Raw genomic sequence first — 16526 nt, forward strand, 5'->3', positions numbered from 1 at the left:
CCGGCCTGTCCGGGGTTGACCCGCTCGCCGCCGGATGTGCAGGACGCCGCGTCAGCTGCGGGGCAACGGCCGGTTGTCCGGGGTGACCTGGGCACCGGGGGACGCGCGGACGATCGTGATCAGCCGGTCGGTCAGCTGGAGGGCGCCGATGGCCGGGTCGTCGTAACCGAGCACCCGGTGCCCGCGTACGACGCTCACCACGAGGTCGTCGGTCTCACGCGTCCGCTTGCCCACCTCGGCGCGGACCACCGGGCGTTCGACGAGGTCCAGCCCGCTGCCCTGCTGGATCAGGTCTTCCATGACCATGCCGGCGGCGGGGCTGAGCACGGAGAGGCCGAGCAGCCGGCCGGCGGCGCTGGCGCTGGTGATGACGGCGTCGGCCCCGGACTGCTGGAGCAGCGGTGCGTTCTCCTCCTCGCGTACGGCGGCCACGATCTTCGCGCTCCGGTTGAGCTGCCGGGCCGTCAGCGTGACGAGGACGGCGGTGTCGTCGCGCTGGGGAGCGACGATGATCTGCCGGGCCTTGTGCAGCTCGGCCCGCCGGAGCACATCACTGCGGGTGGCGTCACCCATGACCCCCGCGTAGCCCTCGGCGGTCGCCGCGTCGACGGCCTTGGCGCTCGGGTCCACCACGACCACCTGCTCCTGTTTCAGCCCCGTCGCGCAGACGGTCTGGATCGCCGACCGTCCCTTGGTGCCGAAGCCGATGACGACGGTGTGGTCGCGCAAGGCGGACCTCCAGCGGTTCAGGCGCCATTCCTCCCGGGTGCGTTCGGTGAGGACCTCCAGCGTGGTGCCGACCAGAATGATCAGGAACAGCACGCGCAGGGGCGTGATGACGAAGATGTTGGTGAGCCGGGCACCGTCGCTGACCGGGGTGATGTCGCCGTATCCGGTGGTGGAGAGCGTCACGGTGGCGTAGTAGAAGGCATCGAGCAGGTCGACCGAGTCATCGGCGTTGTCGTGGTAGCCGTCGTGGTCGGCGTAGACGACCAGGGCAGTGGCGACCAGCACGAGCAGGGCCATGAGCAGCCGTTTGACGACCTGGCGGATCGGGCGCTCCACCACTTTCTTCGGGAGTTTCACCCGATGGGTCACCAGATGGTCGCCCGCCTGGCGGGCGATGGCGTCATGGCCCGGAAGTTTCACGTGAAACACACCTCGATGCCCGCGGCCGCCCACGGCAGGTCCAGCAGCTCGGTCTCCTGACCCTGCCCGGCCCCACCGGGCGGTACGACGGCGAGTGCGTCGGCGGCGGCGATGCCGCGGAGCATGGCCGGACCGTTGTAGTGCAGCGGAGCGGCGCAGTCACCGCGCAGCACCACGGGGACGAGCCGGGTGTCGTGCGGGTGCCCCTGGATCGCCTCCTTGAGCGGCAGCGTGTACGGCTCGGGGGCCGGGTGGGCGGCCAGGGTGCGCAGCAACGGCTCGGCGAGCGTGAGCAGGCCGGAGACGGCGGCGAGGGGGTTGCCGGGCAGGCCGACGAGGTGCTGGGCGTCCTTGGTGCGGGCCAGCAGCATGGGGTGGCCGGGGCGCACCTTGACGCCGTCGACGAGGAGTTCGGCGCCGATGCGCTCCAGGACGGGATGGACATGGTCGACCGGTCCGCCCGCGGTACCGCCGGTGGTGACGACGAGGTCGGCCGCGGAGCCGGTGACGGCCTGGTGCAGGGCCTCGGCGTCGTCGCCGATCCGGCGCACCGCGACGACCTCGGCGCCGAGCGCGCGCAGCCAGGGCGGCAGCATGGGGCCGAGCGCGTCCCGGATCAGCCCGTCGTGCGGCAGTCCTTCGGTCAGCAATTCGTCGCCGAGGACGAGGACTTCGGCACGCGGACGCGGTACGGCGGTGAGGGTGTCGTATCCGGCCGCCGCGGCGAGGCCCAGGACGGCGGGAGTGACCAGGGTGCCGACGGGCAGCAACTGGTCGCCGCCGCGGCATTCCTGGGCGCGCGGGCGGATGTCCTGGCCGTGCGCCAGTTCCCGGGTGGCGTGGAGCCGGCCCTGTGCGTCGGTGCGGCCGTGCTCGCTGCGCAGCACGGCGGTGGTGTCGGCGGGGATGCGGGCGCCGGTGGCGATGCGGACCGCCTCGCCGTCGGTGAGCGGCTCCGGCTGCGCGTGCCCGGCGAGCACGCCCTCGTCCCGTACGTCCCAGGGGCCGGGCCCGGCGACCGCCCAGCCGTCCATCGCGGAGGTGTCGAAGGAGGGCAGGTCGGTGAGCGCGTCGAGCGGGGCGGCCAGGACGAGGCCGAGGGTGTCGCCGAGGGGCACGGTGACGGGGGCACGGCGGGCACGGGCGCGGGCGGCGCGGGCGGCGGTCTCGCGGGCCTGGCGCCATGGGATGGCGCGGTGCTCCTCGCCGTGCGCTGCGGGTGCCGGTGCGGGCACCTGGCCCGGGTGGTCGTCCTTGGCTTCCCTCACGAGGGCCAGGGCCTCCTCGACGTCGAGGTCGTCGCTGTCCTCGGCGGGCGCTGCGGCCCGGGTTCCGGGGGCGGTCATCCGGCGTCCTGGGCGCTCGCGCCCCCGCTGCCCTCTTTTCCGCCCCCGTTTTTCCCGCCGCCGTTGTTCTCTTCCTCCCAGCGCAGCGCGAGCGCGACCGCCTTGCGCGCGGCCTCGGCGACCGCTTCGGGGCCTCCCTTGCCCTGGGCCGCTGCGTATCCGACGAGGAAGGTGGTCAGCGGGGCGGCGGGCCGGGCCACGCCGTGCGCGGCGTCGCGGGCCAGGTCGAGCAGGACGCCGGTGTCGACGTCCAGGTCGATGCCCAGCTCGTTCTTGACTGCGGAGATCCATTCTTCCAACACGTGCCCATGCTCCCTGATGCGTGCCCTGGCGTTGACGAGGTCGTCCCAGGTGTCGCAGTCGAAGGACGCGAGGGGGTCCGGGACTCGGGTGAGGCTGAGGGCGCCGGTCAGGCGGCGCAGGGGCAGTCCGGCGAGGCCGTCGGGCGCGGCGGCGAGGGCGGCCAGCTCGCGGCGGAGCGCGGCGGTCCGGTAGGCGGCCACGAGCGGCTGATCACGGCCGTCGGCGTCGGTGAGCAGCGCGCCGTCGGCGTCGGTCTCGCGCAGCACGGTCAACAGGTGCCGCAGCGTGTCCGGTTGGAGAAAGGGCAGGTCGGCGGAGAGGACGACGGTGTGCTCGGCGGTGGTGAGCCGCAGGCCGGCCGCCAGCGCGGCGACCGGTCCGGAGCCGGGCGGCTCCTCGCGCGCCCAGCGCACCGGTCGCGTGGTGGGCCGCCGGCCGGCCACCACGACGGTGGTGCCGGCGCCCGCGCAGGCCGCGAGCACCCGGTCGATGAGCGTCCGGCCCCCGACCCGCAGTCCGGGTTTGTCGGCCCCGCCGAGCCGCCGGGCGGCGCCGCCGGCCAGCACGACGGCGTCGTACGGCACTGGCGTCCCGGTGGCGGGGGCGTTGTCGCTCATCCCCCGAGTATGTCCCGGGAGACCGCGCTTGTATCGTCCGCGGGGCCCTGCTTCCGAGCCCCGCGGGGGTCACAGCGTGCGCAGGAGCACCGCCGGCTGCTCCACGCAGTCCGCCACGTAGCGCAGGAAGCCGCCGGCCGTGCCGCCGTCGCACACCCGGTGGTCGAAGGTGAGCGAGAGCTGGACGACCTGGCGCACCGCCAGCTCGCCCTCGTGCACCCAGGGTTTGGGGACGATCCGGCCGACGCCGAGCATGGCCGCCTCGGGGTGGTTGATGATCGGGGTGGAGCCGTCGACGCCGAAGACCCCGTAGTTGTTCAACGTGAAGGTGCCGCCCGTGAGTTCCCCCGGGGTCAGCGTCCCGGTGCGGGCGGCCTCGGTGAGCCGGGCGAACTCGGCGGTCAGCGACTCGGCGTCGCGCGCGTGGGCGTCCCGGACGACCGGCACGACGAGCCCGCGCTCGGTCTGCGCGGCGAATCCGAGGTGGACGTGGTCGAGCTGGACGACCTCACGGGCCTCGGCGTCGACGTACGAGTTCAGCTCGGGGAACCGGGCGAGCGCGGCCGTGCAGATGCGGGCGAGCAGCGCCAGCAGGGAGATCTTCGGCGCACCGGATGCGTTCATCGCGGCACGCGCGCGCATGAGTTCGGTCGCGTCGGCGTCGACCCAGCAGGTGGCGTCCGGGATCTCCCGGCGGCTGCGGGACAGCTTGTCGGCGACGGCGCCGCGCACGCCCTTGAGGGGGACGCGGATGCCTGCGACGCGCGTGGCCGAAGAGGTGGGGGCGGGCGGGGTCGTGACGGCCGCGGCCGCCGCGCCGGCCGCCTCGGCCGTACGGCTGCCCGGGGCGGCCCGGCCGCGCAGGACGTCCTCGACGTCAGCGCGCAGGATCAGCCCGTCCGGGCCCGAGCCCGCCAGCTGCCGCAGGTCCACGCCGCCCTCGCGGGCGAGCCTGCGCACCAGCGGGGAGATCACGGGCACGGGGCCTTCGGCGTGCGGTGCGGCCACGCCTGCGTGAGCCGTACCGGGGGAGACCGGGGTCCCGTTCTGCCGCGCCCCTTCGGTGAACGCCACGGCCGCGCCCGGCCGCCCGGCCGCCGGCGTCCCGGACGGCGCGCTCGCGACCGGCGTACCGGCTCCGCCGGGCCCGGGGTTCGCGAGCGGGGTGCCGTCACTTCCGGTCCCGGTGTTCGCGCCGCGGGTCGCCACCGGCGTCGGCCGTACCCTGCGGCGCCGTGTGGGCGCTTCCGAGGTGCCGTATCCGACCAGGACGTTGCCCGATCCCTCGGTCTCGCCCGCGGGAACCGCCGGTCCCACCGCGACGGTCAGCAGCGGTGCGCCGACCGGCAGTTCGGTGCCCTCCTCGCCGAAGCGGGCGGTGATCACACCGCCGTAGGGGCAGGGGACCTCGACCATCGCCTTGGCCGTCTCGACCTCGACGACCGGCTGGTCGACGGCGACGACGTCGCCGACCTGGACCAGCCAGCGGACGATCTCCGCCTCGGTGAGTCCCTCGCCGAGGTCGGGGAGCTTGAACTCCAGCACCTGTGCCATCAGCCCTCGGCCTCCCACTGCAGCCGGGCCACGGCGTCCAGGATGCGGTCGACGCCGGGCAGATGGTGCCGCTCCAGCATGGGCGGCGGGTAGGGGATGTCGAAGCCGGCCACGCGCAGCACCGGCGCCTCCAGGTGGTGGAAACAGCGCTCGGTGATCCGGGCCGCGATCTCGCCGCCCGGTCCGCCGAACCCGGTGGACTCGTGGACGACGACCGCGCGTCCGGTGCGCCGGACGGCCGCGCAGACCGTCTCGTCGTCGAACGGCACCAGCGAGCGCAGGTCGACGACTTCCAGGTCCCAGCCCTCGGCCTGCGCGGCCTCGGCGGCCTCCAGGCAGACCGGCAGGGAGGGGCCGTAGGTGAGGAGGGTGGCGCTGCGGCCCGGGCGCCTGACGACCGCCCGGCCGATGGGCTCGACGTCCGTCGGATGCTCGGGGTTCCAGGTGTCCTTCGACCAGTACAGCCGCTTCGGCTCCAGGAAGACGACCGGGTCGTCGGAGGCGATGGCCTGGCGCAGCAGGCCGTAGGCGTCGGCGACGGTCGCAGGCGTGACCACGTGCACTCCGGGCGTGGCCATGTAGTACGCCTCGGAGGAGTCGCTGTGGTGCTCGACGCCGCCGATGCCGCCGCCGTACGGGACGCGGATGGTGATCGGCAGGGGCATCCGGCCGCGCGTGCGGTTGCGCATCCGGGAGACATGGCTGATCAGCTGCTCGAACGCGGGGTAGGCGAAGGCGTCGAACTGCATCTCCACCACCGGGCGCAGGCCGTACATGGCCATGCCGACGGCGGTGCCGAGGATGCCGGCCTCGGCGAGCGGGGTGTCGGTGCAGCGGTCCTCGCCGAACTCCTTGGTGAGGCCGTCGGTGACCCGGAAGACACCGCCGAGGGCGCCGACGTCCTCGCCCATGACGTGCACGGCGGGGTCGGCGGCCATCGCGTCACGCAACGCGCGCGTGAGGGCCTGCGCCATGGTGGCGGGCTTGACGGCCACAGTGGTCATCGGGCGCCGCCTTCCCGCTCGCCGTGCTGCTCCTGCTCGGCTTCCAGTTCGGCCCTGAGCAGGGCGCGCTGTTCCCGTAGTTGGGCGGTGGTCTCGGCGTAGACGTGGTCGAAGAGGGCCATGGGGTCCAGTTCGGGGTCGCGGTTCATGCGGTCGCGCAGGTCGGCTGCCATCTCCTCGGCGTCCTGCCGGGCGGTCTCGATACCGGCCTCGTCGAGCAGCCCGCGCCCGGTCAGCTCCGCCTCCAGCAACTCGATCGGGTCGTGGGCGCGCCAGGCCTCGACCTCGGCGTCGGCGCGGTAGCGGGTGGCGTCGTCGGCGTTGGTGTGGGCGTCGATCCGGTAGGTCACCGCTTCCACCAGGGTCGGGCCGCCGCCCGCACGCGCGTGCCGTACGGCGTCGCTGAGGACCTCGTGCACGGCCGCCGCGTCGTTGCCGTCGACCAGCCGGCCCGGCATGCCGTACCCGACGGCCTTGTGGGCCAGGGAGGGCGCTGCGGTCTGCTTGGCGAGCGGGACGGAGATCGCGAAGCCGTTGTTCTGTACGAGGAAGACGACGGGTGCCTGCCAGACGGCGGCGAAGTTCAGCGCCTCGTGGAAGTCGCCCTCGCTGGTGCCGCCGTCGCCGACCAGGGCGAGCGCGACCACGTCGTCGCCCTTGAGGCGGGCGGCGTGGGCGAGACCGACGGCGTGCGGCAGCTGGGTGGCCAGCGGGGTGGAGAGGGGGGCCACGCGGTGGGCGGAGGGGTCGTAGCCGCTGTGCCAGTCGCCGCGCAGCAGGGTGAGGGCCTCGACGGGGTCGACGCCGCGGGCGACGACGGCGAGCGTGTCGCGGTAGCTGGGGAAGAGCCAGTCGCGCTCTTCCAGGGCCAGGGCGGCGGCGACCTCGCAGGCCTCCTGGCCGGTGCTGGAGGGGTAGACGGCGAGGCGGCCCTGTTTGGTGAGGGCGGTGGCCTGTGTGTTGTAGCGGCGGCCGCGCACCAGCTGGGCATAGAGCCGGCGCAGCAGGTCCGGATCGGCCTTGGCGGCCGCCTCCGTACCGAGGACGCGGTAGGGCTCGGCGTCGGGCAGCAGCGGCGCGGGGTCCATACGGGGCTGCCAGGCGGGCGGCGGCGATGGCCGGTACGCGCCCCGCTGCTCCATGACCGTCATGACGGCACCTCCTCGTGGGAGCGGCTACGGGAGGCGCGTCGGCTGTGAAGCGCCTCACCAACCGATTGTTCGGTCGTCGGCACATTTTGGCTACAGGCCCCTCCAGGCTGTGGACAAACGGTTCTCCACAGCCTGGAATGAAAGCAGGACGTCCACGGCGAGGGAGCGGGGGGCAATGGCAGCTGAACAAATGGCCGACGGACCGCAGGACGGCGCCGCACTTTCGCCGCCGCGCCCGCTGGACGGCGCCCCCTTGCCGCCGCCACGGCCGCTCGACGCCATCGATCAGGACATTCTGAAGATCTTGCAGGCGGACGGCCGCGCCTCGATACGGTCCGTCGCCGAACGCGTCCATGTCTCGCGCGCCAACGCCTACGCACGCATCAACCGGCTCGTCGAGGACGGCGTCATCCGCGGCTTCGCCGCGCGCGTGGACCACGAGCGGGCCGGGCACGGCACGTCGGCGTACATCACGCTGAAGATCGTCCAGAACACCTGGCGCACGGTCCGCGAGCAGCTCAGGCAGCTGCCCGGTGCCTCCCACATCGCGCTCGTGGGCGGTGACTTCGACGTGCTGCTGCTGGTGCACACGCCCGACAACAGGGCGCTGCGCGAGCTGGTGCTCACCCGGCTCCAGGCGATCCCCGAGGTGCTCAGCACCCGCACGCTGCTGGTGTTCGAGGAGGAGGACCTGGAGCCGGAGGCATAAAAGGTGCACCGGAGGCGTAAAGGTGTGCCGCCGGCGTGACCGAAGGTGCGCCGGCGGCCTGACGTCAGTCCCGGCGCAGGCCCGCGAAGACCAGCCGGACCACCGCGTCGGCCACCTCGCGTTCGCCGACGCCCCGCGGGTCCGGCCGGTACCACTCCACGATCGAGTTGATCATGCCGAAGACCAGCCGGGTGGCCAGGCGGACCTCGACGTCGCCGCGGACGTCGCCGTCGGCCGCCGCGGCCTTCAGCAGCTCCGCGACCCGGTGGTCGAAGTCGCGCCGCCGCTCCAGCGCCCACCGCTCGGTCGCGGTGTTGCCGCGCACCCGCAGCAGCAGCGTCACGTACGGCAGCTCGCCTATGAGGACCTCGACCATGCGCCGCACCACGTGCTCCAGCCGGTCCACGGACCGCCCCACGCGCGCGTGCTCCTCTTCCAGGATGGCGAACAGGCCGTCCAGGGCGCGGCTGACGGCCCGGCTCAGGAGCTCCTCCTTGCCGCTGACGTGGTGGTAGATCGAGGACTTGGAGATGCCGGCGGCCTTGGACAGGTGCTCCATGGAGGTGCCGTCGTAGCCGCGCTCGTTGAAGACCTGGACGGCCACGGAGAGCAGTGTCTCGGGCGTGTACGTGTCGCGCTTGGCCGTGGTCATGAGGTGCTCTCCCGCTTGTCTATGGCGTACGCGTGGCGGTAGAGCGCGAGGGAGGGCGCGTAGCGTCCGGAGGGATCGCGCTCGTGCATCTCGTCCAGCACGTCGAAGGCGAACTCGCGGCCGAGCCTGCGGTCCCACTCGAACGGGCCGAGCGGGTAGTTCACCCCGAGGCGCATGGCCGTGTCGATGTCCTCCTCGGTGGCGACGCCCTTGGCGACGGCGTCATGGGCGAGGTCGATGATCCGGGCGACGGTGCGCGCGACGATCAGGCCGGGGACGTCACCGATGACGCTGACGTCCTTGCCGAGGGCCTGGAAGAGGCCGGTGGCCTCGGCGAGGGTCTGCGGCGAGGTCTCGTGGCAGGCGGACAGGGCGATGCGGGTGGCCGCGCGGTAGTCCAGGGCGAGGTCGAAGTGGACGACGTCCCGGAACTCCACGCAGGTCTGCCCGTCGGCGAGGACCAGCTGGCCGCCGCTCGGCAGCACCAGGCGGGTGCCGTTGTCCTCGTCCTCCTCGCGGACCTGGATGCCCGCCGCGCGGATCAGCGTGAGCAGTTCGGCCGCGGGGCCGAGGCCGCCCTCGGCGACGACGTACGCGGGCGGCTGCTCCTTGTCGGCGGTGTGCGGTTCGGGCCGCTCGGCGCCTTCGGAGTGGTCGTACCAGCCGTGCCCGGTCTTGCGGCCGAGGCGGCCGGACTCCACGAGCCGGCGCTGGGCCAGGGACGGGGTGAAGCGCACGTCCTGGAAGAAGGACTGCCACACGGAGTGGGTCACCGACTCGTTGACGTCCTGCCCGATCAGGTCGGTCAGCTCGAAGGCGCCCATCCTGAAGCCGCCGGACTCGCGCAGGACCGCGTCGATGGTGGCCGGGTCGGCGGCCTGGGCCTCGTAGACCGCGAAGGCTTCGGCGTAGAACGGCCGGGCGATCCGGTTGACGATGAAACCCGGGGTGTCGGCGCAGGCCACCGGGGTCTTGCCCCAGGCGCGGGCGGTCTCGTACGCGCGCGTGGCCGACGTGACGTCGGTGGCGAACCCGGAGACGACCTCGACCAGCGGCAGCAGCGGGGCCGGATTGAAGAAGTGCAGGCCCACGAAGCGGCCGGGACGGCGCAGGGCACCGCCGATGGCCGTCACCGACAGCGAGGAGGTGTTGGTGGCGAGCAGGCAGTCCTCGGCGACGATCTCCTCCAGCTCACCGAAGAGCTGCTGTTTGACGTCCAGCCGTTCCAGGACGGCCTCGACGACCAGTCCGCAGTCCGCCAGCTCCGCGAGGCTTTCCACGGGCGCGAGGCGGGCACGGGCCGCGTCCCGGTCGGCGGCACCGAGCCTGCCCTTCTCCACGAGCCGGTCGAGGCGGGCACCGATCGCCGCGGCAGCGTCCCGGGCGCGCCCGGCGACGGTGTCGTACAGCCGCACTGGGTGGCCTGCGACCAGCGCGACCTGGGCGATGCCCTGGCCCATGGTGCCGGTGCCGACGACGGCCACGGGGCTGCTGAGGTCGAGTGCTGTCATGTGCGCGATCCTCCCGCACGACGTTTTCCACAGATGCGGCGGACCCCCTTGTCCCGACCGATCGTTCGGTTACTCTAGCTCTGACTGCTCGAAACCGCGCCACTTTCTTCCCAGGTTGTGAACTCGACGACGAGTTCTCCAGATGAGGAGTTGGTCTCGCATGGCCGCCGAACTGACCGCCCACGCTCTGATCGCGAAGCACCGGCCCACTCTGGACCAGGCGCTGGAAGCGATCCGCACGCGCGCGTACTGGTCGCCGCATCCCGAGCATCCGAAGGCCTACGGCGAGAACGGCAGCCTGGACGCGGCGACGGGCAAGGCCGCCTTCGACGCCCTGCTGGGCAACCGCCTCGACCTCGCCGACCAGCCCGGCATCGACGACTGGGTGGGCGACGAGGTCTCCCCGTACGGCATCGAGCTGGGCGTGACCTATCCGCACGTGGACATCGACGTGCTGCTGCCCGCGATGAAGGCCGGACAGCGCGCCTGGCGGGAGGCTGGCGCAGAGCTGCGGGCCATGGTCTGCCTGGAGATCCTCAAGCGGATCAGCGACCGCACCCACCAGTTCGCGCACGCGGTCATGCACACGAGCGGGCAGGCGTTCATGATGGCGTTCCAGGCCGGCGGCCCGCACGCCCAGGACCGCGGCCTGGAGGCGGTGGCGTACGCGTACGCGGAGCAGGTCCGCACGCCCGAGACGGCCGAGTGGACCAAGCCGCAGGGCAAGCGCGACCCGCTGGCCCTCACCAAGCGGTTCACACCGGTCCCGCGCGGCCTCGCCCTGGTCATCGGCTGCAACACCTTCCCGACCTGGAACGGCTATCCGGGCCTGTTCGCCTCCCTGGCGACCGGCAACGCGGTCCTGGTCAAGCCGCACCCGCGCGCGGTGCTGCCGCTCGCCCTCACCGTGCAGCTCGCGCGCCAGGTGCTCGCCGAGACCGGCTTCGACCCGAACCTGGTGGCGCTGGCCGCCGAGCGCCCCGGCGAGGGCATCGCCAAGACCCTCGCGACCCGCCCCGAGATCCGGATCATCGACTACACCGGGTCGACGTCCTTCGGTGACTGGCTGGAGGCCAACGCCCGCCAGGCGCAGGTCTACACGGAGAAGGCCGGCGTCAACACGGTGATCGTGCACTCCACGGACGACTACAAGGGCATGCTGTCGAACCTGGCGTTCTCGCTGTCCCTGTACAGCGGCCAGATGTGCACCACCCCGCAGAACCTGCTCATCCCGCGGGACGGCATCCGCACCGACCAGGGCCCCAAGACCTTCGACGAGGTCTCCGCCGACCTCGCCCGCGCGGTCGACGGTCTCCTCGGCGACGACGCGCGCGCGAACGCCCTGCTGGGCGCGATCGTCAACCCGGACGTCAAGGCCCGCCTGGAGGCCGCCGCCGGCCTCGGCGAAGTCGCCCTCGCCTCACGGGAGATCAGCAACCCCGAGTTCCCCGGCGCGGTCGTGCGTACCCCGGTCGTCGTCAAGCTGGACGGCGCCAAGCCGGACGACCAGGCCGCCTACATGAGCGAGTGCTTCGGCCCCGTCTCCTTCGCCGTCGCGGTCGACTCGGCCGGCGACGCGGTGGAGCTGCTGCGCCGCACGATCCGTGAGAAGGGCGCCATGACGGTCGGCGCCTACACCACCGACCCCGAGGTCGAGCGGGCGATCGAGGAGGTGTGCCTGGAGGAGGCGGCCCAGCTGTCGCTCAACCTGACCGGCGGGGTGTACGTGAACCAGACCGCGGCCTTCTCCGACTTCCACGGCTCGGGCGGCAACCCGGCGGCGAACGCGGCCCTCACCGACGGCGCGTTCGTGGCCAACCGCTTCAGGGTGGTGGAGGTCCGCCGGCAGGCGTAGCGACCGCTCAGGAGGGTGCGCCCCCGGTGGCACTCCAGTGGTACAGCGTCATCGCCACGCTGGTGGCGAGGTTGTAGCTGGAGACCTGGGGGCGCATCGGCAGGGCCAGCAGATGGTCGGCACGCGCGCGCAGCTCGGCCGACAGCCCGCTGCGCTCCGAACCGAAGGCCAGCACGGCGTCGTCGGGCAGCTTGCTGCCCCGGATGTCCTCGCCCTCCGGGTCGAGGGCGAACAGCGGCCCGGCGGGCAGCTCGTCGACGCCCAGGCGTTCCACGGCGGTCGCGAAGTGCAGGCCGGCGCCGCCGCGCACCACCGTGGGATGCCAGGGGTCGAGCGTGCCCGTGGTGACCACGCCGGTCGCCCCGAAGCCGGCGGCCAGCCGGATCACGGCACCGGCGTTGCCGAGGTTGCGGGGGTTGTCCAGGACCACGACGGGCGCGCCGCGCGGGATGCGGGCGAGCGTACGCAGGTTGGCCTCGCGCGAGGGCCGTACGGCGAGCGCGGCCACGCCGGTCGGATGGGGCCGCGGGACGAGCGAGGCGTACGTCTCCGCGGACACCTGTGTGAGCAGCCCGTCCAGCGCGTCCCGTACGTCCCCGGCCAGTTCCTCGGCGAGGGCGAGCGTGGCGCCCCGGTCGGTGGTGACCGCCACCGGGACCTCGGCCCCGAAGCGCAGCGCGTGCTTGAGGGCATGGAAGCCGTCGAGCAGCACGGCGGCATCGGCGTGCTTGCGCCAGCGGGTCAGCGGGTCGGTCATGCCGTGCACCCTACGCGGCCCCCTGCGGGCTCTCCTCCGGTGAGCGCGGCGCGGGCACCGTGGGGTCGCCGCGCCGGACGGTCCGCACACGCGCGCGTGCCACCAGCGCGCCCAGCCGGCGCAGGAACGACGTCGGCAGGAAGACCGCGTCCGCGGTGATCATCGCCAGCGAGAAGAACGGCAGCCCGAGCACGACCGCGATCACCGAGTGCTCGATCATCAGCAGCATCAGCAGGACGTTCTTGACCCGCCGGTTGAACAGGGTGAACGGGAAGGCGACCTGCACCGCGACCGTCCCGTAGGCCACGATCATCATCATCGTGCCGCTGGCGGACATCAGGTCCGCGAGTCCGGGCCAGGGCGAGAAGTAGTCCAGGTGGAGCGGGTAGTAGACGGCGGTACCGTCCTGCCAGCGCGAGCCCTGGATCTTGTACCAGCCGGCCGTCGCGTAGATCAGACAGGCCTCCGCCATGATCACGACCAGGGCCCCGTTGTGCAGGATGTTGGCGATGACGTCCAGCAGGATCCGCGGTTCCGGCGACTTCGCCCAGCGGCCGACGGCCCACCACAGGCCGAGCACCGCCCAGGCGCTCCACAGCAGCGCGGGGATCATCCAGCCGTTGTCGAACCGGCCGGTGAACGTCGCTATGCCCAGCGCCAGGCCGAACACCGCCCACAGAGCCGGTCCCACCCGGTCGGCGGAAACCCGCTCCCCACGCGCGCGTGCCGCCTCGGCGCGCGCCGCCCGCCGCGCGTCCAGGGACCACACCTGTCCGCACCGCGTGAACACGAGGTAGAAGGACATCAGGTGCAGGACGTTGTCGCCGCCGTCGCCCACGAAGACGCTGCGGTTCTGCAGCGACAGCACCCCCACCATGAACAGCACGGACGCGGTCCGGGTGCGCCAGCCGAGCAGCAGCGCCGCGCTTGCGGCGATCGCCAGGAGGTAGAAGCACTCGAACCACGCCTGCCCGTCGGACCACAGCAGAGCCGTGAACGCGTGGTTGTCGGCGGTCAGCTCCTTGGCGAGGTTCCAGCCCCACGGTCCGGCCGGGCCGTACAGCTCCTGGCGGTGGGGGAACTCGCGCAGCAGGAACAGCAGCCAGGTCCCGGCGAACCCGATGCGGATCACCGCGCTCTGATACGGCCCGAGAGCCGCGCCGGTGGCTCGGGCGATACCGCGGGAGAGGATCAGGGAGAGCCTGTTCACCGCACACCTCCCGCGGCCTCGCCGGCCGTCACGGTCCACCAGGGCAGCACGCGGTAGACGGGCTTGTCGGACACGCGCTCACGGCCCCACTCGGGCGGCTGCACATTGGTCGTGCTGGAACGGATCTGCACGCGCTGGATGACGCCCTCCCGGTCGGCCGGATAGCTCCGGTACAGCCGCATCACCACCATCCGGCGCAGGTACTGCTCGGCGAGGGAGCCGCGCATGCCCACCGAGCGGTTGTCGGGGCCGTGGGTGGCGGTGAAGAAGTCCCAGGCGCGGCGCACCTCGTTCTGCTGGGTGTGGCTCGGCACCAGGTTGCCGTCGATCGCGCGACCGTCCTGTGCGGAGAGGTCGGTCCACCCGGTGGTGCGCAGCCCGCCGTCCTTCACGCGCACCACGGCACGCACCTGGACGGCGATGTTCTGCTGCAGCGGGTTCGGCGCGAACAGCTTCCAGTTCTGCTCGAACTCCGGGTACACCCATTCCTCGACGGCCTTGCCGTGCTGCTTGGTCACCGTGTTCGCGGGGGCGAGGCTGAGGAACACCATCAGCACATGGACACAGGCGGCGACACCGACCACCGCGAGCGCCAGCGCCGCGACGACCTGGTAGCGGGGGGAGAGGGCGGCCACGCCGGTACGGGATACGCCGGGCGACACCGGGGCACCGGGCGCGGACGGCGGCACCGGGGCGGCGGGCTCGGGTGACGGCACCGGGACGGCGCGCTCGGCCAAGCCGACGGGCTCGACCGGGGCAGCGGACTCGACCAAGCCGGCAGGCTCGGCCGGGGCGGCGGACTCGGCCGCCGTGTCCGAGCGGGGTGCGGTGTCCGCGCCGCCGGAATCCGCACTGCTGGAGTCCGCGCCGGAATCCGCACGGCCCGCGGCATCCGCTCCCGTCAGGGGGACCGCGCCGGCGTCCACGCCGGCCGGGGGAGTCTCCGGGAGACGCGCCCCGGCCGACCCGTCGGGGCCGGGTCGGGCCCCCGAGTCCTCGTCGTACGCGTCCATTCCGCCCCGTCCCCCGTTTCGGCTCGGTCGTTCGTCAGGTATCCAGCTCGGTGCTGTGGCGCCACCACGAGCGCCCCACGTTTCACCCACGCCACTTCTCGGCGTTCCACGGAACGGTACTCAGCCCCGCCCACCGGGCGCAGCCCCGGGTACGGCCGAGGTCCGTGGTCCTCGCCACGCGGTACGGCGCCGCGACCGCCGGCGCCCGCCCTCCCGGACGTTGTCCACAGGCCGCCCGCCGGAGTTTTCCACAGCGGTTGACACCCCACGACGCCCCGGCACACCATTGATGCGCACGGACCGAACGATCGGTCGGGACAGATTCACCCAAGAGCCCGAGGTCAGGGGGACCGCATGGCCACAGCAGCCGCGCAGCGCACGGCCCGCACACCGGCGGACGGCGCACCGGACACCGTCGACACGGCGGCCTACCAGCACGCCTTCGACGCGGCCGTGGCCGCAGACGAACGCATCGAGCCCCGCGACTGGATGCCCGACGCCTATCGCGCGACCCTGGTCCGCCAGATCGCCCAGCACGCGCACTCCGAGATCATCGGCATGCAGCCGGAGGCCAACTGGATCACCCGCGCCCCCTCGCTGCGCCGCAAGGCGATCCTGATGGCCAAGGTCCAGGACGAGGCCGGCCACGGCCTGTATCTGTACAGCGCGGCCGAGACCCTCGGCACCGGCCGCGACGAGCTGCTCGACAAGCTCCACAGCGGCCGCCAGAAGTACTCCTCGATCTTCAACTACCCGACCCTGACCTGGGCCGACGTCGGAGCGATCGGCTGGCTGGTGGACGGCGCCGCGATCACCAACCAGGTCCCGCTGTGCCGCTGCTCCTACGGTCCGTACGCCCGCGCGATGGTCCGGATCTGCAAGGAGGAGTCCTTCCACCAGCGCCAGGGCTACGAGCTGCTGCTGGCCCTCAGCAAGGGCACCCCGGAGCAGCACGCGATGGCACAGGACGCGGTCAACCGCTGGTGGTGGCCCTCGCTGATGATGTTCGGCCCGCCCGACGACGCCTCCCAGCACTCGGCGCAGTCGATGGAATGGAAGATCAAGCGCCACTCGAACGACGAGCTGCGCCAGCGCTTCGTCGACATCTGCGTCCCCCAGGCCGAGTCCCTGGATCTCACCCTTCCCGACCCGGACCTGCGGTGGAACGAGGAGCGCGGACACCACGACTTCGGCCCCATCGACTGGACGGAGTTCTGGGAGGTCCTCAAGGGCAACGGCCCCTGCAACGAGCAGCGGATCACCCAACGCCGACGCGCCCACGGCGAGGGCGCCTGGGTACGGGAAGCGGCCGCCGCGTACGCGGCCAAGCACACCGGCACCCCCGGCGAGACACCACACGAGACAGGCGAGACAGGCGAGACAGGAGCGGAGCGAGCATGAGCACCACCGACTGGCCCCTGTGGGAGGTCTTCGTGCGCTCCCGGCGCGGCCTCTCCCACACCCACGCCGGCAGCCTGCACGCCCCGGACGCGGAGCTGGCCCTGCGCAACGCCCGCGACCTGTACACCCGCCGCGGCGAGGGCGTGTCGATCTGGGTCGTCCCGGCCGCCGCGATCACCGCGTCCTCGCCGGACGAGAAGGACCCGTTCTTCGAACCGGCCGCCGACAAGCCCTACCGGCACCCGACGTTCTACGAGATCCCGGAAGGGGTGAAGCACCTGTGACCGCCACCGG

15 protein-coding genes are annotated in these 16526 nt (G+C 72.8%); 4 read left to right on the forward strand and 11 right to left on the reverse strand.

Annotated elements, in window-relative coordinates; genetic code table 11:
• Positions 1-51: 51 nt before the first annotated feature.
• The 6 genes from AB5L52_RS21380 to pdhA form a co-directional block, all read right to left on the reverse strand.
• Positions 52-1149: a potassium channel family protein gene (locus tag AB5L52_RS21380; RefSeq protein ID WP_351566361.1), complete on the reverse strand. Its 1098-nt coding sequence runs from the start codon at positions 1147-1149 to the stop codon at positions 52-54.
• Positions 1146-2495 (reverse strand): molybdopterin molybdotransferase MoeA, encoded by a 1350-nt coding sequence (locus tag AB5L52_RS21385; protein ID WP_351566359.1) that lies wholly within the window; start codon positions 2493-2495, stop codon positions 1146-1148. Before AB5L52_RS21385 ends, AB5L52_RS21380 begins: the two co-directional genes overlap by 4 nt.
• Complete coding sequence (locus tag AB5L52_RS21390; RefSeq protein ID WP_351566357.1) at positions 2492-3415, reverse strand: NTP transferase domain-containing protein; 924 nt, start codon at positions 3413-3415, stop codon at positions 2492-2494. Before AB5L52_RS21390 ends, AB5L52_RS21385 begins: the two co-directional genes overlap by 4 nt.
• Positions 3416-3484: 69 nt before the next feature.
• Positions 3485-4969: a dihydrolipoamide acetyltransferase family protein gene (locus AB5L52_RS21395; protein WP_351566355.1), complete on the reverse strand. Its 1485-nt coding sequence runs from the start codon at positions 4967-4969 to the stop codon at positions 3485-3487.
• On the reverse strand, positions 4969-5973 hold the full coding sequence (locus AB5L52_RS21400) for an alpha-ketoacid dehydrogenase subunit beta (protein ID WP_351017154.1): 1005 nt from the start codon (positions 5971-5973) through the stop codon (positions 4969-4971). Before AB5L52_RS21400 ends, AB5L52_RS21395 begins: the two co-directional genes overlap by 1 nt.
• Positions 5970-7124 carry a pyruvate dehydrogenase (acetyl-transferring) E1 component subunit alpha gene (gene pdhA / locus AB5L52_RS21405; protein WP_351566353.1) on the reverse strand — a complete coding sequence of 385 codons (1155 nt, stop codon included), beginning with the start codon at positions 7122-7124 and terminating at the stop codon, positions 5970-5972. The genes AB5L52_RS21400 and pdhA overlap by 4 nt, the downstream gene beginning before the upstream one ends.
• 190 nt (positions 7125-7314) lie before the next feature.
• Here pdhA and AB5L52_RS21410 point away from each other — a divergent pair, with 190 nt between their 5' ends.
• Positions 7315-7833: an Lrp/AsnC family transcriptional regulator gene (locus AB5L52_RS21410; RefSeq protein WP_351017426.1), complete on the forward strand. Its 519-nt coding sequence runs from the start codon at positions 7315-7317 to the stop codon at positions 7831-7833.
• A 64-nt stretch (positions 7834-7897) separates the two neighbouring features.
• Here the strand turns inward: AB5L52_RS21410 and AB5L52_RS21415 are convergent, their stop codons facing one another.
• A complete protein-coding gene (locus tag AB5L52_RS21415; RefSeq protein WP_351017148.1) occupies positions 7898-8485 on the reverse strand; it encodes a TetR/AcrR family transcriptional regulator in 588 nt (195 codons plus the stop codon).
• Positions 8482-9996, reverse strand: a complete 1515-nt coding sequence (locus AB5L52_RS21420) for a 3-hydroxyacyl-CoA dehydrogenase (RefSeq protein ID WP_351566350.1) — start codon at positions 9994-9996, stop codon at positions 8482-8484. The genes AB5L52_RS21415 and AB5L52_RS21420 overlap by 4 nt, the downstream gene beginning before the upstream one ends.
• 160 nt (positions 9997-10156) lie before the next feature.
• Here AB5L52_RS21420 and paaN point away from each other — a divergent pair, with 160 nt between their 5' ends.
• On the forward strand, positions 10157-11851 hold the full coding sequence (gene paaN, locus AB5L52_RS21425; RefSeq protein WP_351566347.1) for a phenylacetic acid degradation protein PaaN: 1695 nt from the start codon (positions 10157-10159) through the stop codon (positions 11849-11851).
• A gap of 7 nt (positions 11852-11858) precedes the next feature.
• On the opposite strand, the gene AB5L52_RS21430 is transcribed toward paaN, so the two are convergent.
• Genes AB5L52_RS21430 through AB5L52_RS21440 form a run of 3 tightly spaced genes read right to left on the reverse strand, consistent with a single transcriptional unit; the run spans position 11859 to position 14831 of the window.
• Positions 11859-12608 carry a TrmH family RNA methyltransferase gene (locus tag AB5L52_RS21430; protein WP_351566344.1) on the reverse strand — a complete coding sequence of 250 codons (750 nt, stop codon included), beginning with the start codon at positions 12606-12608 and terminating at the stop codon, positions 11859-11861.
• A 10-nt stretch (positions 12609-12618) separates the two neighbouring features.
• A complete protein-coding gene (locus AB5L52_RS21435; RefSeq protein WP_351017136.1) occupies positions 12619-13818 on the reverse strand; it encodes an HTTM domain-containing protein in 1200 nt (399 codons plus the stop codon).
• Positions 13815-14831, reverse strand: coding sequence for a DUF5819 family protein (locus AB5L52_RS21440; protein ID WP_351566341.1), 1017 nt, complete (start codon positions 14829-14831; stop codon positions 13815-13817). Before AB5L52_RS21440 ends, AB5L52_RS21435 begins: the two co-directional genes overlap by 4 nt.
• 354 nt (positions 14832-15185) lie before the next feature.
• Between AB5L52_RS21440 and paaA the strand changes: the two genes are divergently transcribed.
• Both paaA and paaB read left to right on the forward strand, forming a co-directional pair.
• Positions 15186-16232: a 1,2-phenylacetyl-CoA epoxidase subunit PaaA gene (gene paaA / locus AB5L52_RS21445; RefSeq protein WP_369365681.1), complete on the forward strand. Its 1047-nt coding sequence runs from the start codon at positions 15186-15188 to the stop codon at positions 16230-16232.
• Entirely contained in the window at positions 16229-16516 is a 288-nt protein-coding gene (gene paaB, locus AB5L52_RS21450) for a 1,2-phenylacetyl-CoA epoxidase subunit PaaB (RefSeq protein WP_014673816.1), read from the forward strand. Before paaA ends, paaB begins: the two co-directional genes overlap by 4 nt.
• The last annotated feature ends 10 nt before the right edge of the window (positions 16517-16526 follow it).

Source organism: Streptomyces sp. CG4 (genome assembly GCF_041080655.1).
Classification (GTDB): domain Bacteria; phylum Actinomycetota; class Actinomycetes; order Streptomycetales; family Streptomycetaceae; genus Streptomyces.